The following is a 25,162-nucleotide window of genomic DNA, read 5'->3' as shown; positions in this document are numbered from 1 at the left end:
CGTCCCTTCCGTCCATTCGTCTCTTCGTCCATTCGTCCCTTAGTCCCTTCATCCCTTCATCTTCCAACCATCAATCAAACTCAAGAAAATATTCCCCACTCAACTCATAACGCACCAAATAATCCCCCATCAGCGCGTATAGAGCCTTATCTTCAACTTGAAACTGCGAAACTTTAAACCCTTTATAATCATATATATAAAAACTAAATTCATACGTTTTTCCAGAAATCTTATATACATCTACAATAGTCGCACGATCCAAGATTTCTTTTTTCTCAAATGCACCAAGTCGATCGGAAATTATATACAAATAATCGCCAGCTATAGTAGCTTGCTTGTTTACAACCACAGTATTACCACTAAGTTTAATTTCATTAGTGTTGGAATTGTGGATAAGTTCAACTTGTGCTTGCGAAATTGTATCAATTGTCTTGCCTGTATAATCTAAGTTTAGTTTTTCATCGAAGACAACATATTCATTTTTATAGTAAAAAACATATATGAATTTACCGTCTGTCGCTCCAGCAAGCAATTGCCCATCAGTTTCAAATATTGAATTTGTTTGAGCTCCAATTAGATTAAAGTTTTTGTTTAAGTGAAATAGAGTAGAAGTATAACTAGCTATTACTTGCTGCTTGGTCTGTCCATCTATTGTTCTTACAATAAATCTATCATCATTGACAGGAATTATACTCGAAAAGTAAAATTGATCTCTTGAAAGTGTATGCGCTTTCCAATTCGTAATACTGCCCTTTTGTATTATTGGCACAGTGCCATCACTAACATAAAAATCCGGAGGACTAATATCTATTTGAATACGCTGATAGGGGAGCTCCATAGCTTCCAGTTGTATTCTATGTTCTTTCCTATTTTTAAAATCCCTGTCTAACTCCATTACATTCAATGGCGCTGTCACATTTCCTAAATAAATAATACCATCTTTTATCCCTGCTATATAATAAGAATCAAATTTGAGATTTGTCGCCTCAATTAATTTTATAGGATGTGGCACAAACCTTCTCTGAAAAGCATTATTCCTATGCATCTTTTTCTCTGATAACAGAAAGAGCATTATAACCAATCCAATAGCTAAAAAAGCTAATGAAATAAGTAGTAATAATTTTCTTTTAATACTTAGGCTATTTGTTAATAAAATTGCCATCCCCGCCAAGACGATAAAAAACACATTAAATATGAGGTGTTGTGTCCAACTCATTGCTTCTAAAACACCCCCACAAGAACAGGGAATAAAGTCAGAGTAATTAAGAATGATAAAAATGTAGGCGGTAAACATTACCATTAATGTAAAACCTGCATAGAGCGCAACTTTCCTAAAACGACAGAAGATTAATAGAATGGCGATTAATATTTCTGCGCTTGGTACCAGCCAGACTATCTTACCAGCATAAGCGCTTAGTAACGGCGATTGAGCGAGTTGGTATTTGAAATTTTCAAAATCCAATATTTTATTTACCGCAGCATATAGGAATAACAAAACGAAGAGATAAGACACTACAACATTGGTGTGTTTCCTAGTGAATTTCAAAATGTTCGCCCTATCTATCATAATTTTATATATACTGAATTAGCATACATAAAATTAGGAACTAAGGTTTTATAATAGTGGAAATTAGGCTTACCCTTTCGGCGGATTAAACTTACTTTTTCAACGGTTTCTCCCATTCCACTAACCTCGATATAAATTTTAGCTCCGCTGTGCTTGCTAAAATTCACTCGGTCACCTTTGTTTCCTACTTTAAATAAATCCACAATACCAATTAAACACATATGTCACACTGAGCAGCCCGTCCTGAGCGCAGTCGAAGGGCAGTCGAAGTGCTTATGAAAACGCACCCACAAATCCCACCACCTAACACGAGTATTTCCGTATTCCCGAAGTAACTTTTCGATTTCGATTTCGATTTCGTTCCCACAATCCGCTAACCTCGATACAAATTTTAGCTCCGCTGCGCTTGCTAAAATTAACTCGGTCACCTTTGTTTCCTACTTTAAATGAATCCAAATTCCCAGAAATATGTCAGGGTGAGTAGCCTGTCCTGAGCGTAGCCGAAGGGGAGTCGAAGGGGAGTCGAACCCCTTGTTTTAACGAAAAGTCCGATTAAGCAGTATGTTAGGCCAAGGAATATTTCAGAGTTGTTAGCTTGTTAAACTTAGTGTAGTCGAATTGCCCAACGTAATAGTGCGCATCAAGTGGTCTAACCTCCGCAGCCGCTAACCTCGATACAAATTTCAGCTCCGCTTCGCTAGCTAAAATCCACTCGGTCACCTTTATTTCCTACATTAAATGAATCCCCATTACCAATTAAACAACTCAACAATTCAACAACAATGTCACACTGAGCGCAGTCGAAGTGCTAATGAAAACGTATCATCCATCTATCCAACTATCCAACTATCCAACTATCCAACAAAAACAACCTTTTCAATAAGCTAGTCAGATAAACCCATGTTCTCTAGCTCGCATCAATAACTCCCTGTCTTCGCCCTGTTGAATGTCAAAAATTACCTTCAACTTGCTCTTGCGCTTTTCGAGAGCTCCCATTGAAAAAGGTAACAGGCTGGGTAATTCCTTCATTTTGGTGCCTTGAGACAGTTCATAGAGCATAGAACGATCCCATTTGTCTAATAAATAATCGTGACTAATATACTTGCGTATCGCCTGAATAACTGTTCTGCTATAGTACGGTGGCGCTGTAAGTACAACGATTAGTGCCGCTCCTAATGTTTCGGCATTAATATCACTCTTTATTAAAAACCCTTCCGGATTTATACTTTTAAAAATATTCTGAATCCTATAGTTATCATTAAATGTAGTAGCCACTACTATCTTAGCATTAGGCCATTTCTCTCTAATTTCAATCCCCAAATCCTCCCCTGAAAGATGAGAACCATCGCTTGCGGGTGGCAATTTGATATCTAAAAAAACTAAATCTAGAGAAGTATTCGAATGTATTCTCTCTAATTCCATCAAGGCAGCATCACAACTATCAGCCTCGTGTATGTTAAATGCCCATTCATCATTTTGCAATTCAATTTCTAAAAGCGCACTTTTATATGCATCAATAAGCAAAGGATGGTCATCAATTATCAGTGTGTTTAAATGTTTTGTTTTCATTGTTATTCGTTTAAAGGAATACTTATAAATATTGTAGTGCCTTTATCGGGGGCACTTTTTATTGTAAACTTCCCATTTAATTTTTCAGTTCTCGATTTCATATTCTTTATGCCAATCCCTTTCCCCGTAAGGCGCGGTTTAAATCCTATTCCGTTATCTACTATATGCAATTCTAGAAACACACTTACAATTTTAAAGTTTATGGTTACAAGTGTAGCATCAGCATGTTCCGTAATATTGTGTAGCGCTTCCTCTATGATTTTATACATATTTGCTTTAGTAAAGTCGGGTAATTCTTCCCATATTTCCCGCTCCTCAACTTTTAATTCAATCTTATAGCGCCCCTGTTTTTCCCACTTTTTCAGCAACTTTTCAATAGTTTGAATATAAATTGATTCAGTTATAAATACTTCATTGAGCATATCTCTAGCGATATCCCTAATTTCAGTCTCTAACTGCTGCATTTCAGCTAAATTATTTCGATGTTTCCTTAAAGTTTCCGTATCGCCTTTTACTTTTAAAAACTCCCAAATTAACCGTGTTCCAATCATTCTTGCCAATACGCCATCGTGCAGTTCCTCGGCTACACGCTTGCGTTCCTGCAGTCTTCCTCTCTCCAGACTAGCTTGTTGTTCTAAGCTTAGCAAATATATCTTCTCGTCAGCTTTTTGTTGTTGCGCCTCAAAGGCTAGTGCCTTATTTTTACTGCCTTGCTTAAAGATTACTATCAATAATATTAATATTAGCGTTACAGCAGCACTTCCTACCGTTATCCACGTTTTATCACGCAGCAAGCGCTCGTTTTCCTTTATATAATTATCAGTATCGTACTCTATTCTTGTAAATTTATTGCGTAACTCCCGCTCTCTCTGGTTTAAAGTCTCATTTAGTTCTATATGCTCCCTTAAATAGCGCCCACTATTTTCTGGATCAATTTCTGCCAATAATAACAACGCACCAAGTGTATCCCGATTCAGCGCTAATTCCCGCCCTAAGGTATATGCCTGCGAACCGTGATTAAATGCTTTTACAGTATCCTCCACACTTAAGTAATAGCTCGTTAGATGAATATGGCTCATAACCATACCTGGCTTATTCTCAATGCTGTCACGTATAGCTAAAGCGTTTAAATAAATTTCCGGCAGCTGCCGTTTTATCCCCATTAAAAACTGACTATATGCGCGATTGTCTATTAAACGTGCGTATAATGCAGCGTCCCGCTCTCTTAGACCCTTAAAACCTAGAGCTTCATCAAATAGCGCTACAGCCTCTTCCTGTTTTCCTAATTTCTGATACAATACGCCTATATTGTTCTGATGATCTTGAAGGTGTAGTGAATTAGTTTCTACTTTGTCTAAATACTGATAAGCTATTTGGTACTGTTTTAGCGCGTCGTCATATTCGTTTAAATTATCATAAACCGCCCCCAAAAGATTGTAACACAAATAGAGTTGTTGCGTTTTCTCTAATGACTTAAAAATTAAAATAGCCTTATACAATAAAATTTCACTCCCTGTATAATCCTTAATCCTAGATTTTATATACGCCATATGATATAGCATTTTGCCGGCGTAATAGGTATTCGAGTTATTAAAATGGTGATATGCCTTTTCGTAATGTGCATAACTCTTGCTGTAAAGATCCCTTCCCAAATAGTGCATGCCATAATTCCAATGTGTCTGTCCAATAAATCCGTTGTCTTTTCTTTGGTTCGCAAGTATAAGTGCTTTCCCATTTATATTGTAGAACAACAAAGAATCTGCTTCTTCGGCAATTGCGTATGCTATCTTGTTATAACAAACCATTTTTAAACTGTCACTCTTAGTGGCAGCCGCTATTTTAATAGCCTCACTTATTATTTCGTTAGAAAATTCTCTAGTAGGGGTTGAAAGTTTTAATTGCAATAACGAATCTATCTTTGTTTCGGCATTCTGAGAATTTACTATAGGCTCATTACATTGTGCAAGAAACATAAAACTAATTCCTGCGATTAAATAGAATGTGTATATAGTTACTTTATTCATTTTAAATGCTTTAAAGCCACTATAAAATTAAGAAAAGCCTTTCCAATGTGAAAAGACTTTTCGATTAACGGTAAGTGAATCAGTCTCTTCCGTTGTCTGTGCGAATGCTCAAATCGTCGCCCGTACTAACCGGATTTCGATCCTCCTGTTGCATTTGCCCCTCCAAATTGGTAGGGGTGCAAGAGCTTAGGCCCAAAATTGCAATGCCTAGTAAAGTAATTACATGTCGAAGTTTCATAATTAAATGAATTAAGGTGTTGAATAAAAGTTCCATCCATCGCCTTGATAGATTATATTCAATGGTGCACCTTGAAAGACTAGAGTAATCTAGCCCGGAGAGCAACTTCCGTATACTAAAATTATTGAAGTAAGTTCTGTACCCTTGTAATTACTACCTTGTTTCTTTCATAACTAACTGTTTACATGGTAAAATGCCTACTATTCATGGTTACATCAATACACCTTCTCTCTTTAAAATATCAATCAATACTAACTCTTCTTTATATTTCTTAGTAAAAGGTATGCAGCTATCGCACCCTTTTAATTTCAAAAACTTCTTCCCATAATTAATTCTTGTTACAAAGTGTGCATTTATTATATAGCTTTTATGCACCCTTAAAAAAGGTATGCACAAGTTTGTCTGAAAATGCGAAAGGGTATTAAACACAGTAAAACTTTCACCATCCGCAAGCCCTATAATTACATAATTGTTGTCTGCCTGCAACATGCGGATATCCGTGCTTCTTAGATATCGAACCTCTTTAGGAGAGGTAATGGAAATTGAGCGCTCTTTGTTCAATAGTGCAATCTTGCATTTTTGTAATGCTTGTATAAGTAGGATAGAAGTAATGGGTTTAATTATAGTATCGCAAAAACCATTTTTCAATGCCAAATACCCCGTTTGGTAATCTGTGCATAGCCCAATTAATAATGGTAGATAGCTAAAACTGGATTTAATTTCTGAGATGAAATCATTCGGCTTATTGATAAAATCCAAATCCATTAAAATGATGTCTGGCCTGTGTTTACTGATAAGTTCCCCTATAAATTCAGGCATATCAGAAAATGTAAATTCAAAATAGTCTAGTGTATCAACCTGCTGCTCAAGTAAATTCTGAATCCTAATAAAATCTTTTACTACTGCCAATACTCTAAACACAATTGTATCCTTTATACCTCCATACTACGTCATTTTTTGAACTGGCAAGTATGGTTTCTCCCTACTATTAGTATGGAGGTTCATCCCATTCATTACTAACAATAGCCATATTTTTGATCGTATTTTAATTGGAACGCCCCCTGTTTAATCCTTTAAAACAGTACAATATGTTACCATATCTCAATATCCAAAAAGAGCTGGAACAACAATTATCTTCCGTAAATCTAGAATCAGAATCTATTCTTCTTGAAATCCATACTGCAATAAATGCCTGTAAGACCACTCTCGAAAAATTACGTGAATTGGTAATTTCTAACGGATTTAAAAATCTGGATGCAGAATGCTCATTTTTTAAAAATATAAAACCGCAGGTGGTAGGTAAATTAATTTTCTATTTAAAGCTTGCATCCTTTGAAACATCCAAACCAAAATGCGGTAAAAAAGCAATAAAAAAGCATTTAAAAAATCAGCTTTCAGCCTTACAGTCACTGTATTTAGCAAACGAAGAATTCTATACATACCAACTTCTAAAAAGAACAGACCGCGATAAAGAATACTTCACAAGAGCTAACGGACAAATCAATTTTCATCCCTATGAATTTTTCTATTGTACCGACTCTCAATTTTCTACTACCCACGATTTATTAATGGCAAAATTTATTGCCAATCAATTGCTTCTTGATCACTTTTCAAAAGCCTTATCTAAAATAAATTTTCCTTTCAATAACAAACCACAAACTTCCAACCTAAAATGGACAGGCCTAAAGGTAGATTTAGTAGAACTAGTTTACGCACTTCAAGCATCAGGCTTAGTAAACCACGGCAATGCCCCAATTAAAGAACTAGCCGAAGGATTGGAAACCCTATTCACAATAAAACTAGGCGATTACTACCGCACCTTCCTAGAAATCCGCACCCGCAAGAGCAAACAATCAAAACTCTTCAAAACCCTAAAAACTAGCCTCCAGCGAAAAATCATAGAAGTAGATGGATAATCCCACATCTTAAATCTCAAATTAAAAAAAACATCAAATAATGGATATGAACTGATTCCCTTCAGTCGTGAGTCCCATTTACAGCTAGAACCCTTCCGTCAGCTGATATATATTCAGCATCGAATTATAATTATTCCCAGCTGCCACCTTCCCTTGTAAGATCATTTAGTTCTCTAAATTAAACTCGTTGTAAAGGGAAGGAGCTCATATTGGTGCTTGAAAAATGAACATAATCAAATTGCATCCCGCAGTACCTATGTCAGGGTGAGTAGCCCGTCCTGAGCGGAGCCGAAGGGCAGTCCAATGTCAGGGTGAGCGCAGTCGAACCCCCTTGTATAGCAAGATGTTCAATGCCAGTAGACTGTCAGGGTCAGTAGCCTGTCCTGAGCGTAGTCGAAGGGTCATTGCGAGAAAGCGACGATAGGAGTGCCCGAAGCAACCTCTCCCTCGGCATGCACCCCGCTTGGAACACACACTAACCCCAACAATAAATAATTCGTGTATTCGTGGTAATCCCCAACCCATAAATCCCCACCCACCCCATACTCACCCCATAGCCATACCAAAGCCATAGCAAAGCCATTAGATCGTAGGAATTCATCAAATTTTTCCTACAAAATAAATTAATATGCAAAAAGCACCAAATTTCCCAACACCCAACTTGGTCTCATCTTGGGTAAAAACAAATAACACTAACTCCCATCATACCTCAGTATTTTCATACTTTTAGAAGATTTATATTAAAATATTCTATCCCAATTCCCCACCACTTCTTTCAAATAATCTCCCTAAAAAACTTTTTTTCACGCCTTTTAACAACCTTTTCAGACTCCAATTTTTTATTCAAATAAAATTCAACTTCCTCAACCCTCACAGCCGCTACAATCGGGCTATTTTCCAAAAATAAATCGTACCCAAGATGCACCCAACTTGTGAACATTCGCTTTTTCAGGACCGCATCTTTGCAGCTAACTTTAAATTTTTTAATTATGGCAAAACAAGCTGGAATTATCAAGTTAAAAGGTACTATCGAAGATATTGCCTTTTACAAAACTGCAGATGGTCACCTTGCCCGCGCTAAAGGCGGAATAGAGAGGAACAAACTGCTACACGATCCCAAGTTTCAAAGAACCCGGGAAAACAATTCCGAATTCGGCCGTGCAGGTCGTGGCGGAAAATTACTGCGTAACGCAGTTCGGCAACAAATGATCAATGCCAAAGACAGACGAGTTGTTAGTAGATTAATGACCGTCCTGTTGGCAATCATTAAAACCGACCCAATTAGTCCGCGAGGTCAACGGACTATACCCAACGGGAATATTCAGATACTGAAAGGCTTCGATTTTAATATTGAAGCCCCTCTCAGCACTGCTGTTTACTTAGAATACGCAATGGACTTCGATCGAGTTTCGGGAGAAGCTACTGTTAATCTAGACGCATTTAGTCCTGCTATTGGCATAGCAGCACCAAGTGGTACAACCCACTTCAAATTGAATCTAGGCGCAGTAGCCATAGACTTCGATGGAGAGGAGGCTGTATTTGCAGCGGCAGACACCGGTATACTTCCGTACACGCAGCCAGAAGTTATGGCTAGTGAAATGAACGTTCTTCTAAAACCAAATCTTACGCTCCCAGTTATCCAACTATTGGGCGTAGAATTTTACCAAGAGGTGAATGGAGAGTTCTATCCGTTAAAAAATGGGGCCAAAAATGCCCTGTCCATTGTTAAAATAGACACCGTTTAATAATGGAGTTTATATTAACGAGGGTTTATAAGAGTGGGGGTACCAATGGTACCCTCACTTTAAACGGACACTTCGTCTGTTTCACCATAGAGCTTCCGTGGAAGGAAAACAAGCGCAACATTTCCTGCATCCCAGAAGGCAAATATGAACTTAAAGCTCGGTACTCACCAAAGTTTAAAAATCATTTGGAAGTACTCGACGTACATAACAGAAGCTTAATTCTCTTGCACCCTGCAAATTCCGCGCTAAAGGAATTGCGAGGTTGTATAGCTCCAGTGAAGCAACTCACAGGAGTAGGGAAGGGTATCTATTCAAAACTCGCTTTGGGAAAAGTACTTTCCATTTTCCATCAAGCAGTGGAAAGGCGAGAAAAAGTAACCATTAATATTAATTCGAATCGATATGAATATCTTAAACAGATTCAAAAAACCAACACCTAGATTCTTTCGAATTATAAGAAACCTAGGCTTGAGTTTTGCCACAGTAGGCGGTACAATTCTAGCCGCTCCTGTTAGCTTACCCACCTGGCTAATCACGATAGCTACTTATGCAGTAGTTGTAGGAACAGTAGTTAGCGCTATAAGTCAAGCAGCGGTAGAAGACGTAATTCCTGATGAAGAATCAAAAGACAATGATGATGGATATTAAACACGGTCAAATATGGTTGGGTACTGCTGGAGGAACTTTCCTTTCCTCCCTAAGCGTAATTCGTGCCGAAGATATCTTACTCACCGTCATCCTAGCCTCAATAGGCGCGGTGGTCAGTTTCTTAATGTCCTGTTTATTGAACCTCTTCCTAAAACCCAAACTAGGAAAGTCCAAAAGAAATAAAAAAACCAAATAACCCAAAGGGGCCCCAAAAAAAAACCGGCCCCTTTTCTCATGCCAACCCCCACACATAACAAAACATCAACACAAACCAAATGTCAGGGTGAGTAGCCTGTCCTGAGCGGAGCCGAAGGGCAGTCGAACCCCGTTGTCTAACAAAACATCAACGCAATCAAAAAGTCAACGCAACCCAACTGTCAGGGTAAGCAAAATGTCAGGGTGAGCGCAGTCGAACCCGCTTAGATATAAAACTGCCCCTGCTGAAATAAAATAGTCGAACCCCTTCTTCAGCAGTATGCCATTGCAAACAACACCTCAAAAGCAACCCAGTACAAACCTCAAAGTTATAATAACATTATTTCGAACTACAACGCACTTCGACTGCGCTCAGTGTGACAACGGTATTACCAATACATCAAAGCAAGCCAAATGTCAGGGTGAGCGCAGTCGAACCCCTTGTGCTATCAGAATGCCGAGCCAATCCAAATGCAAGTCCAAGCAATATGTCACGATGAGCCGCCTGTCCTAAGCACAGTCGAAGGACTGTCGAACCCCCTTCAACACTATGTTGTCAGGGTGAGCGCAGTCGAACCCCTTTCGCCTAACAGAACTTCAATGCCAGCAACACCCCAAACCAACTCCAAATTACCCCTCCTAGTAAGATCAACAACATTTCCCCTACACCGCACTTCGACTGCGCTCAGTGTGACAGCGGGATGACCAAACAATTGGGATAAGCCAGTCGTCAGTGTGAGAAGTCTGTAACGGGCGGGGGAGACGAAGGGCAGTCGCCCCCCCATCAACACTATGTTGTCAGAATACTTAGCCCGTCCTGAGCGGAGCCGAAGGGCAGTCGAACCCCTTTTAAAGGATACCTGTCGAGCCAAGCAATATCTCAGGCTAAGCAAAATGTCAGAGTAAGCACCCCCTCCCGAGCGAAGCCGAATTAAAGTCGAAGGGCTCACTTATAGTTTCAACCCTTCCGTCAGCTGGTAGTTATATTCAGCATCAAATTATAATTATTCCCAGCTGCCACCTTCCCTTGTAAGATCATTTAGTTCTCTAAATTAAATTCGATATAAAGGGAAGGAGCTCTTATTACGACTTGAAAAATGAAGATAACTAAATAACATTACACCTATAAACCTGAATTTAATTACCCAAACAAACTCCCCGCCGCAGCGGGTTGGGGGACTTAACTTTCCGTACTCTTTTCGCACCTCCAAATACCAGGCTAAGCAATATGTCTTATTGAGCACAATGTCTTGGTGAACGTAATGTCAGGGTGAGTAGCCCGTCCTGAGCGGAGCCGAAGGGCAGTCCTACTGTCAGGGTGAGTAGCCTGTCCTGAGCGGAGCCGAAGGGCAGTCGAACCCCTTTTAAAGGATACCTGTCGAGCCAAGCAATATCTCAGGCTAAGCAAAATGTCAGAGTAAGCAGCCCCTCCCGAGCGAAGCCGAATTAAAGTCGAAGGCCCTACTTATAGTTTCAACCCTTCCGTCAGCTGGTATTTATATTCAGCATCAAATTATAATTATTCCCAGCTGCCACCTTCCCTTGTAATATCATTTAGTTTTCTAAATTAAATTCGATATAAAGGGAAGGAGCTCTTATTACTACTTGAAAAATGAAGATAACTAAATAGCATTCCATCTATAAATATTACATAAATCGCCAAAGCTTCCGCCGCGGTGGGTTGGGGGCCCTTTAGCACCCAATCCCTAATCTCCAATGAGGAGCAACACAACCCACAACAGACAACAGACAACAGACAACCGACAACAGACAACCGACAACAGAACACCGCCATCTCATTTTTCCCTCCCTCAATCCTACATATATTTCATAAATATTCCTACCTTTGCATCTCCCCTTGAATCTATTGAATTCTAAGTTTTAATAATTACTATTAACACTAATTCAATAGAAATACCTATAAACTATTACTGATTGTTTTTCTAATATCGTTGTGAATATTTTAAGAACAAAAAGTTGTAAATTATGCTATGAAAGAAAAGATTTACCTGTCATCACCGCATATGGGCGGGACAGAACAAAACTATGTTCAAGAAGCTTTTAATACCAATTGGATAGCGCCTTTAGGCCCCAATGTAAACGGATTTGAAGCCGATATCCAATCTTATTTAGGTCAAGAAAGCCACGTCGCCGCACTCAGTTCTGGCACTGCGGCTATCCATTTAGCTTTAATATTACTCGGTGTAGGTAGGGGAGATGAGGTGTTTTGCCAATCCTTAACCTTTTCTGCTTCGGCAAATCCTATTGTTTATCAAGGCGCAACACCTGTTTTTATAGATAGTGAAAAAGACACCTGGAATCTATGTCCGCAACATTTAGAAACAGCTATAAAAGATAGAATTGCAAAAGGTAAAAACCCAAAAGCAATAATTTCCGTACATTTATATGGTATGCCGTATAAAGTTGACGAAATACAAGCGATTTCAAAAAAATACAATATCCCCATCATTGAGGATAGTGCAGAAGCATTGGGCAGTAGCTACAAAGGGCAAAAATGTGGCACTTTTGGTGATTTGTCTATTTTATCATTCAATGGAAATAAGATTATTACCACCTCTGGTGGAGGAGCGCTCGTGTCTAGAGATGTAGATCATAAAAACAAGGCAGTTTTTCTAGCTACTCAAGCGCGCGATGATGCACCACATTATCAACACAGTCATATTGGTTATAATTATAGACTAAGTAATATTAGTGCTGGTATCGGTAGAGGGCAAATGGAAGTTTTAGATGCTCATGTGGCATTGCGAAGAGGAATGAATAATTTTTATCAAGAACTATTTTCTGCCTTTCCTCACATTACTGTTTTTAAAGAACCAACTGCTGAATACTTCAGTAATCATTGGTTAAGCTGTATTTCATTTAATAATCCTACTGATAATTGTAACCCAGACGGACTAAGAGAAGCACTATTAGCTGAAAACATCGAGTCCAGACCCTTGTGGAAACCCATGCATTTGCAACCTATATTTAAAGATGCCCCTTATTATGGAAATGATACTAGCGAGACCTTATTTAATAACGGACTTTGCTTACCTTCGGGTAGCAATCTAGACGATAGTGCTAGAGAGCGAATTGCTACTGCTGTTCTAAATTATTTAAACTAAATGTAGTATGAAAAATAATTATTCTGAATCTAATTATTTACATAGGCAATACGCCGGGGTTCGAAATTATGTTTTAGACCAGCACTTTCTTCCTCGCTGGGTAGTTATTGCCTTAGATTTAACCATCTGTCTCTTCTCCTACATAATTACTGTCTTACTATTATACAATATTCCAATTAATACGTATGATGTGCTGTCCATTCCTGAGCGCGCAATTTTACTCCTCGTTCTCCACCTTACTAGCTTTGTTCTTTTTAGAACCTACTCCGGAATTATTAGGCATAGCACATTTACAGATGTATACAGATTAGCGCTCGCCACGGGTACCGTATTTCTATTTACTCTAATAGGAAATAATATCTATGATTCTTTTACTGGGTATAAAGTATTTGCTAACACTGGCTTACTTCTATATGCCTTCTTGTCTTTAGGGTTTTTAATTGCTTTTCGAATAGTGGTAAAGGAAACCTATAGGCTACTGCGCAAAACAGCTTCTAATAATTTTAAAAAGCGCATTTTAGTATTTGGAGTTACCGAGAAAAGTATTGGTTTAGCGCAGTCACTTCTTGGCGATTCGTATGCTCCTTATCGCCCGATAGCATTTATAAGTACAGATGAAAAAGGCCATAATTATAAAATTATGAATTTGCCTATAATTACTTGCTGTGGAAAAATTGAAAATGAATTATCAGGTATTAAAGAGAAATATAATGTTCACGGCTTATTATTAGTGGGTGATACCTTGACGGTACCTCAAAAAAACCAACTGGTAGAAAAAACTTTTGCTGCGGGATTAGAAGTTTATAATACCTCTATGCCTGAAAAATGGAGAAAGCTTTCCGACATGCATTTAAAAATTGCACCACTTCAAATTGAAGATTTACTGGAGCGCGATCCAATTGAAACCGATACAGACTTAATTTTTGAAGACCTACAAGGAAAAACGATTTTAGTAACAGGTGGTGCTGGTAGTATTGGTAGTGAGCTTGCAAAGCAAATTGCTGGTTTTAAACCTAAAAAACTTATTGTACTAGATAATGCTGAAAGTGCCTTACATAGTATCGATCTTTATTTAAAGAAAACCTTTCCTAACCTCAAGTATCAATGTTACCTCGCAGATGTTACTAAAAAAGGACGCATGGAGGGTATTTTTGCGAAATTTCAGTTCGATGTTGTTTATCATGCCGCAGCATATAAACATGTGCCAATGATAGAAAACCATCCGCGTGAAGGTATCCGTGTAAATACAATGGGCACGCGTATTATGGCAGAATTAGCTTGTGATTACAGCTGCGAACGCTTCGTGATGATATCTACAGATAAGGCGGTAAACCCAAGTAATGTAATGGGTGCTACCAAACGTGCAGCAGAAATGTATGTACAAGCCTTGCAGCGTAAACCCGGAGTAATTACAAAATTCATTACCACTCGCTTCGGAAATGTATTGGGAAGTAATGGTTCTGTAATTCCGTTCTTTAAAGAACAAATAAAAAATGGGGGGCCAGTTACGGTTACGCATAAAGACATTATCCGTTATTTTATGACAATACAGGAAGCTTGCCAATTAGTACTGCAGGCGGGTACTATGGGTAAAGGGGGTGAAATTTTTGTGTTCGATATGGGGAAGCCAGTGCGTATTCTCGATATGGCAGAACGTATGATTAAGTTAAGTGGCTTAAAGCCGTATGAAGATATTAATATCGAAATCACAGGCCTAAGAGAAGGAGAGAAGCTTTATGAGGAACTTTTAAATGATGGTGAGAATACCTTAACCACATATCACCCAAAGATTACGGTTAGTAGTGTAGTGGAATACGATTATGAATATATAAATGAAGCTCTTAATGAGCTAGATATTTTGATAAACAGAGTAGGAAAGAAGAAGGGTATTATTAAACAATTAAAACAATTAGTACCCGAATTCGTAAGCCAAAATTCAATTTACGTAGACCTAGATCTAGTACCAGAATCGGAATATGTAAAATCAATTCATGTTACTCAAGAAGATGAGTTAGGAAGAGTAAATGGAGTCTCAACGAGCAAAAGTGAGGCGGATAAAGTGTGAAGTGACTAATTAGTAATGAATAATGAATGATAAATTATTTATTTTATTTTATTTTAGCCATTAGCCATTAGCCATTAGCCATTAGCCATTAGCCATTAGCCATTAGCCATTAGCCATTAGCCATTAGCCATCAACCATTTTCCATCCCTCCAATTAGTACAACTAAGGATTAAACGTTAAGTAATACTAATAAAAATTTAGTAATAAATAATAAAGAAACTATCTTTGCAAAAAATTAAATCAAAATAAATGAAGGGTTTTGCGGTAAAAGGATTGCTATTAGTATTAGTGCTAACACTAGGGGTATCCTGTGTATCTAGAGATAAAATTGTTTACTTCCAAGATTTAGAGCAACAAAAGGCTTTAGTAGATAATATTCAAAACAGTTTTAAGATCCAACCCAACGACCTCCTAAGCATAGTAGTTTCTGCTTACGATCTTAATGCTGTCCGTCCCTTTAATCTAATTAGCGAATCTCGTGCTTCTGCAGATATATCAGGTTCTACTTATACAAATTCCGAGCGACAAGGATATTTAACAGCTGATGACGGCACTATCGATTTTCCGGTTTTAGGGAGAATAAAGGTTGCTGGTTATACGCGTACAGAGTTAAGTCAAATTCTTATTGAGCGTATTTCTGAATATGTAAAGGATCCTATTGTAACTATTCGCGTAGTAAATTTTAAAGTAAGTGTATTGGGTGAGGTTGTAAGACCTGGTACATATACCTTAGATGGCGAGCGACTTACATTGCCGGAGGCATTAGGCTTGGCTGGTGATATGACCATTTTCGGTCGCAGAGATAATGTCTTAATCATTCGCGATAACGGGAAGACTAAGGAATATAAATATTTAGATTTTCGTGACTCTTCATTATTAAATAGTGAATTCTACTATTTAAAACAAAACGATGTGGTATATGTAGAACCAAATAATGCCCAGGTGCAGAGCAGTAGTTTTAATAGAAATACTGGCATTTATATTAGTATAGCTTCATTATTGTTGTCGGTGCTTGTTATAGTTTTTAGATAAGGAATTAGTAGTGAGTTATGAATATTGCATAGTGAGTGATGAGTAATGAATACTAAGGGTATAGGTTTTAGTGGTAACTTATTAGCGTTGAAATAACCGCTATAAAATATAAAAAATTTATAAAGTAAAGCATGCAAGATATTTCCCAAAATCAAGGTCTTAATGAGGAACAGGAGTTGACACTCCGCGAACAACTAGAAGCTTATCTTCGGTATTGGCCATGGTTTATTATAGCCGTACTGATTGCTTTAACTGGGGCATATATTTATTTAAGATATACAGTTCCATCTTATAAGGTTACAGCAACTATATTAATTAAAGATGAGAAAAGTAATGCTCTTTCAGAGCTATCTGCTTTTCAAGACATGGGACTTTCAGGACTTTCAAGTTCTGCTTTTGATAATGAACTAGAAATCCTAAAGTCTAAATCTCTAACTGAAAAAGTTGTTGATGAGCTTAATTTACAAGTGAGTTATTATAGAGAAGGAAATGTACGGGATGCTGAAGTTTTTGATGGCAGACCATTCGACTTAAAATTAATTTCAACAGAAGAAAACAAAGGAGTTCCGAGTGGTTTCTTATATGTAGAAGTGCTTTCTACATCCAAGTATGCTCTAAAGATTGATGGAGAAGATAAAAAGACGTATAAATTTGGTGAACCGCTTACTTTTGATTGGGGCACTATCATAGTGTCTCCCAACCTTGCAGTTTTAAATAAGAGTATTGAAAAAGGTGCACTTCGAGTGCATATTAGTAATAAAGATGCAGTAGTAAGTAGTCTAAGAAATGGTATTAGTGCGACTCAAATTAGTAAGAATAGTAGTGTTATTGGACTAGAAATGGTATCTCCAGTTCCTGAAAAAGCTAAAGCCATACTCGACGAACTTATTCAGCAATATAATGAAGACGCCATAAACGATAAGAATATGATTTCTCGAAATACGGCTAACTTTATACAAAGCCGTTTAGAAATTATTACTAGCGAACTTGATAGTGTTGAAACTGGGAAGGTTGAATTTAAACAAGATAATAAATTAACAGACATCGCTGCCGAAGGACAATTATTTCTTCAAAATGCTAGCGATTTTAATAAAAAACAACTTGAAGTAGAAACCCAAATAGCTCTGGTTAATACGATGCAGGAGTATATTAATAATGGTAATCCTGATGATTTACTCCCTGCTAATCTAGGAGTTGAAAAGGAAGGTTTTGCTGGGGAGATTGAACAGTATAACCAATTAGTATTAGAACGCAATAAACTTTTACAAAGCAGCACCCTAAAAAATCCGTTAGTTATTGGTCTTGAGAATCAAATAGGAGGGTTACGTTCAAATATAAAGCAGAGTTTAAAAAATGTAAAAAACGGCCTGCAAATACAACGTGGGCGGTTAAACCAGCAAGGGGCTAAAATTGGCGGCGAGATATCTGCCATTCCTGCAAAAGAAAAACAATTTAGAAGCATAAGTCGTCAACAAGAAATCAAAGAAACTTTGTATCTCTACTTACTTCAAAAACGTGAAGAAACAGCAATCTCATTAGCCGTGACCACCCCAAAGGCTAAAATTGTTGACAGTGCATATAGTTCAACCGCACCAGTATCTCCTAAAAAACAGATTATTATGCTAGCTGCTCTAATCTTAGGGCTTTTAGTTCCGTTTCTTTTTATTTATGTTAAACAGTTACTAGATAATAAAATCAGAAACCGTGCTTACGTTGAGCGCCACGGTGGCGATATTGCTATAGTTGGTGAAATCCCTGAACTGAGCAAAAAAGACGACGAGCTAGTAAAAGTTAATGACTATTCTATCCTGGCGGAGTCCTTTAGAATTCTGCGCACCAACCTGCAATACTTAATGTTAGACAAGCAGGAAGAGACAGATAAAGGAAAAATAATATTTGTTACTTCCACGGTAAAAGGTGAAGGGAAGACTTTTGTTTCTTCCAATCTCGCTCTTACCTTGGCAAATAGCGGTGCCAAAGTGGTATTGGTAGGTGCCGATATTCGTAACCCACAATTACAGCGTTATATTGAGCACGATTTTTCAAACCAAGGTGTCGTGGAATATTTGGTCTACCCAGAAAGTACAACTAAAGATTATGTACAAGCATCTACCATGCAAAAGAATCTGTGGTTAATGGTTAGTGGTACCATCCCCCCAAACCCCGCTGAGTTATGGATGCAAAAAAGATCAGGCGATTTATTTAAAGAACTAGCCCAAGAATTTGATTATGTGGTAGTAGATACCGCTCCATCCATGCTTGTTACAGACACCCTGCTTATAAACCAATACGCAGATGTCACCTTATACACCCTTAGAGCAGGATACACAGAAAAGAAACTCCTAGATTTCCCTATAGAACAAGAAAGAGGTAAAAAACTAAAGAATGTTGCCTTCGTCCTTAACAACGTAAGCATGGCCAATTTCGGCTACGGTAACAAATACGGCTACACCTACGGACAAAAAAAACAAACCATCTGGGAAAAAGCCTTCGGAAAACGCTAACCCTCAACACTAAGCTGTCAGGGTGAGCGCAGTCGAACCCTCTCGCTCAGCAGAATGTCAAGGTAAGCAACCTGTCCTGAGCGTAGACGAAGCGCACCCCAACCTCTTTTACAGCAGGTTGTCAGGGTGAGCGCAGTCCCAATGTCAGGGTGAGCGCAGTCGAACCCCTTCTCCACCGAAATGCCAAGCAACATGTCAGGGTGAGTAGCCTGTCCTGAGCGGAGCCGAAGGGCAGTCGAATGGCAGTTCCTATGTCAGGGTGAGCGCAGTCCCAATGTCAGGGTGAGCGCAGTCGAACCCCTTCTCCACCGAAATGCCAAGCAACAAGTCAGGGTGATAGCCTGTCCTGAGCGGAGCCGAAGGGCAGTCAAACCCCCTTCTCCACCGAAATGCCATACAATCCAAATGTCAGGGTGAGCGCAGTCGAACCCCTTAGAAGTCACTATCCCAATGCATCAATAAATCAGCGCCAGCCCTTCCAATATCCATCCCATCGAACCCCCTCGTATCGTCGACCCCCCCCCTCAATTTCCCAATTGTCTCACTAAGCAAAATTACCTACCTTTAAATAAAAAAAATGTTCTTCCAATACTACGTGTACATATTAGAATGTTCAGACAAATCATACTACACAGGTATTACAAACGATTTGTCAAAACGATTAGAACAACATCAATCAGGAACTAAAAGAGACGCTTATACTTATAAAAGAAGACCATTAACCTTAAAATTTCATCAAGAATTCAATGATGTTTTGCAAGCAATTTACTTTGAGAAAAAAATCAAAAGATGGACAAGAGCAAAGAAAAAAGCCTTAATTAATGGAGATGGAAACTTGTTAAAAATTCTATCAGAATGTAGAAATGCAACACATTACAAATATAACCCAGAAAATAAAATGTCAGGGTGAGCTCAGTCCCACTGTCAGGGTGAGCAGCCTGTCCTGAGCGGAGCCGAAGGGCAGTCGAACCCCCTTCTCCACTAAGTTGTCAGGGTGAGTAGCCTGTCCTGAGCGGAGCCGAAGGGCAGTCGAACCCCCTTGCTCCAACAGATTTTCCGGCCAATCCAAATGCCAAGCAGATTGTCAGGGTGAGTAGCCTGTCCTGAGCACCCGCCCAAATGAAACGGGCACGCAGCCGAATCACCAGTGTAGCACAACTGTCAGGGTGAGCACAACTGTCAGGATAACAACAACAATGTCAGGGTGAGCGCAGTCGAACCCCTTGTTTAGCATTATGTCAATACATGAAAAATATCAAAAAAAAACTAAACTGTCAGGGTGAGCGCAGTCGAACCCCCTCAGTTAGTAAATTCTCAATCTGATTTAAGCTGTCAGCCTAAGCACCCACCCCAAATGAAACAGGCAATCATTAGAACCCTAAATTTACAGAATCAATGGTTACACCCATCAACATCGTAAACAAGTCTCCCATCGTCCTCCGCCCGCGTGCGCCGAAGCTTCAGCATAGGAGCAAGCTTTTTCAGCGTTGGAGGAACCTCTCACTTAAAACCTACCACCTAATATCAAATATCATATAATGAAGTTACTAACCATCGCATTCATCCTAATACCCGCAACAATTTTCTCGCAGCAATTGGATGTCAATGGCAGTATAACTACAAAAGCAATTGCATCAAATAAACAGGAAATTCCTTTTTGGATGCATACCAATACAGACTATGCTGTAAGCGATTTAACTAATTTTTCAACTACCGCACAACTCACTTCAAGCTTATCATTTTCCTCCTTTAAAATTAACGCCGGTGCTACTGTTTATGGTAGAGATGGTACAACTGAAGCAATACAGCGCAGAGATTTATATCTGCAATTTGAAAATTCTTGGCTACTCGCAACCCTCGGGGCAAAAAAGCGAGAAGAAGTATTTGACGGCCTTTCCGCTACTAATCAAAACTTCCTAATGTCGGGTAATGCGCGACCTTTCCCAGGGCTACTTTTAGAAGCAAACAATCCACTTAAAATTTCAAAACTATTCTCCCTAGATTGGGGTATTGCCCACTACGAGCTAAACGATAATCGCTATGTAGAAGGCACATACCTACATTATAAAAGACTTGCCCTTATTACTAAATTCAACGATAGCCATAAACTAACCTCAAAGATTCAACACTTTGCCCAATGGGGAGGCACTTCCCCTGAGTATGGCAAGCTTAGTGATAGTTTTAGAGATTATGTAGATGTATTTTTTGCACTTACACCATCCGATGGTAAAATAGATAACGAAATACTCAACAAACTGGGCAACCATCTGGGTTCCTACTTACTTGAATACGAATTTAAAAATAAACTGGGTGCGTTTTCTCTCTACCACGAACATCCGTTCGAGGATGGCTCAGGCTCTGGTTTCAAAAACTTTCCCGATGGGGTTTATGGTGTTTATTTTAAGCCTCTCAATCAGAATTTCATCTCATCAATACTTTACGAATATATAAACACTGTAGATCAAAGTGGTTTATATGGGGGTAGTGGTAGAGATAATTACTTTTCAAATGGTATTTACAGAAGTGGATGGACTTATGAACAAAATGTTATCGGCATTCCATTTGTGCTGTATGGCGATCCAGAGAGCATTGCTACTAATGAAAAGACTTTTATTAGCAATCGTTCTAGAGCCCATCATTTTGGTGCAACCGGCAATATCGCTAGATTCAACTGGAAGGTAAAAAGTACTTACACCACCTATCTAGGCACCTACGGCAGGCCATTATCACCCAAATGGAAATATTGGTACAATTACGCCTCCCTTTCCTATAAAGCAGAAAACCTAGGAACTTTCACCGCCCTAGCAGGAGTAGATTTCTCAAACAATGCATCAACCAGAATAGGAGCAGGCCTAGAATATTCCTACTCCTTTTAACCCTATACCAAAATCTACTTTCTGGTACCTTCATCAGTTAAATTATACAACAACTTACAGTCCTACGTCTTATGTCCTCTACCTACCACCTAAAACCCACCCGATTAAAGCAAACAGATATTAATTAATTTCCAACTCTCTTTGCGCAACTCTGAGTCTCCTTAGCGCCCTTTGTGGTTAACCCATATCAAGCCAAATCACTCCTCCACACCCCAAACCCCACAACTCAAACCCCACAACATTAATTCTCGAATCTTAATCATTCAACATTCAACATTCAACATTCCAAACGTTATACCTTTCCCAAAACCAACAAACCATTGCCCTTTTATTTTGCTATCGCATAAATAGAAGCTAATTTTGTCTTTTATTAATTATTAGAAATTAATCTAAAATTTATATAATATGAAAAAGTTAGTATTAGTATTTATGTCCGCTATAGCAATCAGTTGTGGCGACAACAAAAAGGAAGAACAAAACGAGTTGAAAATCGGCACTCAAGTTGAAGAAAAAGCTGCGCCAGCAGAAATAATCGATGATGCTGTGGCCACGATTACCATCGAAGGTAACGACCAAATGAAATATAACAAGAGCGAGATTCGAGTTAAAGCAGGGCAGAAAGTAAAACTTACCCTAAAGCACGTAGGTAAAATGGATATGAGCGTAATGGGGCATAACTGGGCATTACTTACTCAAGATGCAGACATGGCCGCTGTAGGTCAAGCAGCAGCTACCGCAAAAGACACCGATTACATTCCAGCAGATATGACAGATAAGTTTATCGTACATACCAAAATGTTAGGCGGCGGACAAACAGACACTATAGAGTTCGAAGCCCCAGCCCCAGGAACATACACTTTCATGTGTACCTTCCCAGGCCACTACGCCCTAATGCAAGGAAAATTTATCGTAGAATAATTGAAGTACAAAATTGTAAGTTCGAAGTACGAAAAGTAAAGTTGGAAATAGAAACATCAACCACGTACCACAAAAAATACAGAAAGCTAAAAGTGTAACTACATTTTTAGCTTTCTTACGTTTTAAGCAAAATGTCAGGGTGAACAGCCCGTCCTAACCACAGTCCCAATGTCAGGTTGAGTAGCCCGTCCTGAGCGGAGCCGAAGGGCAGTCCCACTGTCAGGGTGAGCAGCCCGTCCGGAGTCCCTATGTCAGGGTGAGCGCAGTCGAACCCCCTTAGTACCTTTAAAGATCTGACTAAGCAAAATATCAGGGTGAACGTAATGTCAGGGTGAGCAGCCCATCCTAAGCGCAGTCCCAATGTCAGGGTGAGTAGCCTGTCCTGAGCGGAGCCGAAGGGCAGTCCCACTGTCAGGGTGAGCGCAGTCGAACCCCTCGTTCAGAAAAATGTCAATGAAAGCCTAATGTCAGGGTGAGTAGCCTGTCCTGAGCGGAGCCGAAGGGCAGTCGAACCCCCTTCACCACTAAGTTGTCAGGTTGAGCAGCCTGTCCTGAGCGCAGCCGAAGGGCAGTCGAACCCCCTTATGTAACAAAATCTTCAATGCAAGCAAAATGTAAGTCCAAGCAGCCCCTCCCGAGCGAAGCCGAATTAAAGTCGAAGGGCCCACTTATAGTTTCAACCCTTCCGTCAGCTGGTATTTATATTCAACAGCGAACTAAAATTACACCCAGCTGCCACCTTCCCTTGTAAGATCAATTAGTTCTCTAAATTAAATTCGCTATAAAGGGAAGGAGCACTTATTGGTGCTTAAAAAATGAAGATAAACGAATAGCAGTCGAACTCCCTCGCTCAGCAGAATGTCAGGGTGAGCAGCCCGTCCGGAGTCCCTATGTCAGGGTGAGCGCAGTCGAACCCCCTTAGTACCTTTAAAGATCTGACTAAGCAAAATATCAGGGTGAACGTAATGTCATGGTGAGCAGCCCATCCTAAGCGCTGTCGAAGGGCAATCCCTATGTCAGGGTGAGCGCAGTCGAACCCCTCGTTCAGCAAAATGTCAATGAAATCAATATGTCAGGGTGAGCAGCCCATCCTAAGCGCAGTCCCAATGTCAGGGTGAGCAGCCCGTCCTGAGCGGAGCCGAAGGGCAGTCGAACCCTCTTGTTTAGCAAAAATGTCAGTGCAAGCAGTACCTCATCCCTCATCCCTCGTCCCTCGTATCTCGTCGCTCAAACCTCGTCCCTCAAACCTACCCTCCATAAACCAAATCAATAAACTCATCTTTCTGAAGATCTCCAAAATATTCCTCAATCTTAATATTTTTTATGACTTCCGAAATATCTTCTTTTTCATAACGCACACCAATCAATAGATTCTCCAGATTCTCAGCTGGCTCTTTTCCAAAGAAGTCACCAAATATTTTAAATTCTTTTATAAGTCCCTTTTCCACAAAAATTCGCAGGTCTATTTCACCAACAGCAAAACGCTTGCTCCGCTGAATATTAAACTTTGGCGAACGGCCGTAATTCCAGTCCCAAGTGTCGTATTTTTCTGCTTTTAACTGATGAACAGCTTTCCATTCTTCCGGCGTTAGATGATAGCTTTCAAAAGGTTCATTTTCCTCATAAAGCCCTTCTAGCAAAAGTTGTCTAAATGCTTTAATATTCATTGGTTCTTTTAAAAACTCCGAAATATTTGCCACGCGACTGCGCACAGATTTGTGACCTTTAGATTCAATCTTGCTCATTTTTACGTTAAGCGCGTTTACCACTTCTCCCAAATCGGTGTTCAGCAATAGCGTCCCGTGGCTAACCATTCGTTTTCCAGTAGAAAACTGAGCTGTTCCAGAAATCTTTTTTTCTTCAACTTGAATATCGTTTCTACCTTTCAATTCGGCGTCTAGGCCTAAATTCTTCAGGACTTTTATAACGGGTGCGGTAAATTTTTTAAAGTTGTTTAGGCTTTTTATATCGTGATTAGTAATAAAACTAAAATTAAGATTTCCAAAATCGTGATACACCGCCCCGCCGCCTGATACTCTTCGTACTACATGAATATTCTTCTCTTTAACATACTTATGGTTTATCTCTTCCAAAGTATTCTGATTGCGTCCAATAATAATTGAAGGCTCGTTAATATAGAAAAGCAAATAATCATTATCTGCACTAAAATTCCGCAGTGCATATTCTTCCAAAGCAAGGTTTAACCGTGGATTGGTGTTGTTCTCGTTTTCAATAAAAATCATTTCATTTTAGTTTTACACAAAGATAATTAATTGTTTTGTGGACGCCCCCCATAATATTAACAATACTAAAATACCCCAGCTCCTCCCTTTCCAAAAGGGAAGCCTGCCCGCCTTTTTTTTTGGCGGGGTGTCCGCCCTCAGCGCAGTAGAAGCGCAGTCCCAATGTCAGGGTGAGTAGCCTGTCCTGAGCGGAGCCGAAGGGCAGTCAAACCACAGTCCCAATGTCAGGGTGAGCGCAGTCGAACCCCCTTCACCACTAAGTTGTCAGGGTAAGCAGCCCCTCCTAAGCACAGCCGAAGGGCAGTCAAACCACAGTCCCACTGTCAGGTTGAGCAGCCTGTCCTGAGCGCAGCCGAAGGGCAGTCGAACCCCCTTATGTACCAAGATGTCCAATGCCAGCAAAATGTAAGTCCAAGCAGCCCCTCCCGAGCGAAGCCGAATTTAAGTCGAAGGCCCCACATATAGTTTCAACCCTTCCGTCAGCTGGTAATTATATT

Annotated in this window: 17 protein-coding genes; 11 read left to right on the top strand and 6 right to left on the bottom strand. The window is 39.4% G+C overall.

Features of this window, described 5'->3' with window-relative positions; all coding sequences use genetic code 11:
• Positions 1-70 precede the first annotated feature (70 nt).
• The 5 genes from AC3RVF_RS03095 to AC3RVF_RS03075 form a co-directional block, all read right to left on the bottom strand.
• A complete protein-coding gene (locus tag AC3RVF_RS03095) occupies positions 71-1,567 on the bottom strand; it encodes a MauE/DoxX family redox-associated membrane protein (protein ID WP_489692718.1) in 1,497 nt (498 codons plus the stop codon).
• Positions 1,568-2,455: 888 nt separating this feature from the next.
• The gene (locus AC3RVF_RS03090) at positions 2,456-3,136 is read right to left on the bottom strand and encodes a response regulator (protein ID WP_489692717.1); all 681 of its coding nucleotides are present in this window, start codon (positions 3,134-3,136) and stop codon (positions 2,456-2,458) included.
• A 2-nt stretch (positions 3,137-3,138) separates the two neighbouring features.
• Complete coding sequence (locus tag AC3RVF_RS03085) at positions 3,139-5,160, bottom strand: tetratricopeptide repeat-containing sensor histidine kinase (protein WP_489692716.1); 2,022 nt, start codon at positions 5,158-5,160, stop codon at positions 3,139-3,141.
• A 79-nt stretch (positions 5,161-5,239) separates the two neighbouring features.
• Positions 5,240-5,398, bottom strand: a complete 159-nt coding sequence (locus AC3RVF_RS03080; RefSeq protein WP_489691168.1) for a hypothetical protein — start codon at positions 5,396-5,398, stop codon at positions 5,240-5,242.
• Between the two features lie 210 nt (positions 5,399-5,608).
• Positions 5,609-6,307, bottom strand: a complete 699-nt coding sequence (locus AC3RVF_RS03075) for a LytR/AlgR family response regulator transcription factor (RefSeq protein ID WP_489692715.1) — start codon at positions 6,305-6,307, stop codon at positions 5,609-5,611.
• A 179-nt stretch (positions 6,308-6,486) separates the two neighbouring features.
• On the opposite strand from AC3RVF_RS03075, the gene AC3RVF_RS03070 reads away from it, so the two are divergent.
• From AC3RVF_RS03070 to azu, 11 genes are all read left to right on the top strand, one after another.
• Complete coding sequence (locus tag AC3RVF_RS03070; protein ID WP_489692714.1) at positions 6,487-7,314, top strand: RteC domain-containing protein; 828 nt, start codon at positions 6,487-6,489, stop codon at positions 7,312-7,314.
• 989 nt (positions 7,315-8,303) lie between these two features.
• Positions 8,304-9,059, top strand: coding sequence for a hypothetical protein (locus tag AC3RVF_RS03065; RefSeq protein WP_489692713.1), 756 nt, complete (start codon positions 8,304-8,306; stop codon positions 9,057-9,059).
• A gap of 2 nt (positions 9,060-9,061) precedes the next feature.
• Positions 9,062-9,499 (top strand): DUF5675 family protein, encoded by a 438-nt coding sequence (locus AC3RVF_RS03060; RefSeq protein ID WP_489691172.1) that lies wholly within the window; start codon positions 9,062-9,064, stop codon positions 9,497-9,499.
• 28 nt (positions 9,500-9,527) lie between these two features.
• Positions 9,528-9,707 (top strand): hypothetical protein, encoded by a 180-nt coding sequence (locus AC3RVF_RS03055; RefSeq protein ID WP_489691173.1) that lies wholly within the window; start codon positions 9,528-9,530, stop codon positions 9,705-9,707.
• Positions 9,708-11,893: 2,186 nt separating this feature from the next.
• Positions 11,894-13,027 (top strand): DegT/DnrJ/EryC1/StrS family aminotransferase, encoded by a 1,134-nt coding sequence (locus AC3RVF_RS03050; protein ID WP_489692712.1) that lies wholly within the window; start codon positions 11,894-11,896, stop codon positions 13,025-13,027.
• Positions 13,028-13,034: 7 nt separating this feature from the next.
• The gene (locus AC3RVF_RS03045; protein ID WP_489692711.1) at positions 13,035-15,092 is read left to right on the top strand and encodes a polysaccharide biosynthesis protein; all 2,058 of its coding nucleotides are present in this window, start codon (positions 13,035-13,037) and stop codon (positions 15,090-15,092) included.
• 249 nt (positions 15,093-15,341) lie between these two features.
• Entirely contained in the window at positions 15,342-16,124 is a 783-nt protein-coding gene (locus tag AC3RVF_RS03040) for a polysaccharide biosynthesis/export family protein (protein WP_489692710.1), read from the top strand.
• A 131-nt stretch (positions 16,125-16,255) separates the two neighbouring features.
• On the top strand, positions 16,256-18,628 hold the full coding sequence (locus AC3RVF_RS03035) for a GumC family protein (protein WP_489692709.1): 2,373 nt from the start codon (positions 16,256-16,258) through the stop codon (positions 18,626-18,628).
• 577 nt (positions 18,629-19,205) lie between these two features.
• Positions 19,206-19,538, top strand: coding sequence for a GIY-YIG nuclease family protein (locus AC3RVF_RS03030; RefSeq protein WP_489692708.1), 333 nt, complete (start codon positions 19,206-19,208; stop codon positions 19,536-19,538).
• 628 nt (positions 19,539-20,166) lie between these two features.
• Positions 20,167-21,504 carry a capsule assembly Wzi family protein gene (locus AC3RVF_RS03025; RefSeq protein ID WP_489692707.1) on the top strand — a complete coding sequence of 446 codons (1,338 nt, stop codon included), beginning with the start codon at positions 20,167-20,169 and terminating at the stop codon, positions 21,502-21,504.
• 405 nt (positions 21,505-21,909) lie between these two features.
• Positions 21,910-22,422 (top strand): azurin, encoded by a 513-nt coding sequence (azu, locus tag AC3RVF_RS03020; protein ID WP_489692706.1) that lies wholly within the window; start codon positions 21,910-21,912, stop codon positions 22,420-22,422.
• A 1,247-nt stretch (positions 22,423-23,669) separates the two neighbouring features.
• Here the strand turns inward: azu and lplA are convergent.
• Positions 23,670-24,665 carry a lipoate--protein ligase gene (lplA, locus tag AC3RVF_RS03015; RefSeq protein WP_489691182.1) on the bottom strand — a complete coding sequence of 332 codons (996 nt, stop codon included), beginning with the start codon at positions 24,663-24,665 and terminating at the stop codon, positions 23,670-23,672.
• Positions 24,666-25,162 lie beyond the last annotated feature (497 nt).

It is taken from the genome of Aequorivita sp. IT1183 (assembly GCF_058068265.1).
This window is presented reverse-complemented; position numbering and strand designations above follow the sequence as displayed.

Coding starts and splice junctions, on each gene's coding strand:
- azu (WP_489692706.1), top strand. CDS start 21,910: ATGAAAAAGTTAGTATTAGTATTTATGTCCGCTATAGCAATCAGTTGT.
- AC3RVF_RS03080 (WP_489691168.1), bottom strand. CDS start 5,398: ATGAAACTTCGACATGTAATTACTTTACTAGGCATTGCAATTTTGGGC.
- AC3RVF_RS03050 (WP_489692712.1), top strand. CDS start 11,894: ATGAAAGAAAAGATTTACCTGTCATCACCGCATATGGGCGGGACAGAA.
- AC3RVF_RS03030 (WP_489692708.1), top strand. CDS start 19,206: ATGTTCTTCCAATACTACGTGTACATATTAGAATGTTCAGACAAATCA.
- AC3RVF_RS03095 (WP_489692718.1), bottom strand. CDS start 1,567: ATGATAGATAGGGCGAACATTTTGAAATTCACTAGGAAACACACCAAT.
- AC3RVF_RS03045 (WP_489692711.1), top strand. CDS start 13,035: ATGAAAAATAATTATTCTGAATCTAATTATTTACATAGGCAATACGCC.
- AC3RVF_RS03060 (WP_489691172.1), top strand. CDS start 9,062: ATGGAGTTTATATTAACGAGGGTTTATAAGAGTGGGGGTACCAATGGT.
- AC3RVF_RS03085 (WP_489692716.1), bottom strand. CDS start 5,160: ATGAATAAAGTAACTATATACACATTCTATTTAATCGCAGGAATTAGT.
- AC3RVF_RS03035 (WP_489692709.1), top strand. CDS start 16,256: ATGCAAGATATTTCCCAAAATCAAGGTCTTAATGAGGAACAGGAGTTG.
- AC3RVF_RS03070 (WP_489692714.1), top strand. CDS start 6,487: ATGTTACCATATCTCAATATCCAAAAAGAGCTGGAACAACAATTATCT.
- AC3RVF_RS03040 (WP_489692710.1), top strand. CDS start 15,342: ATGAAGGGTTTTGCGGTAAAAGGATTGCTATTAGTATTAGTGCTAACA.
- lplA (WP_489691182.1), bottom strand. CDS start 24,665: ATGATTTTTATTGAAAACGAGAACAACACCAATCCACGGTTAAACCTT.
- AC3RVF_RS03090 (WP_489692717.1), bottom strand. CDS start 3,136: ATGAAAACAAAACATTTAAACACACTGATAATTGATGACCATCCTTTG.
- AC3RVF_RS03065 (WP_489692713.1), top strand. CDS start 8,304: ATGGCAAAACAAGCTGGAATTATCAAGTTAAAAGGTACTATCGAAGAT.
- AC3RVF_RS03025 (WP_489692707.1), top strand. CDS start 20,167: ATGAAGTTACTAACCATCGCATTCATCCTAATACCCGCAACAATTTTC.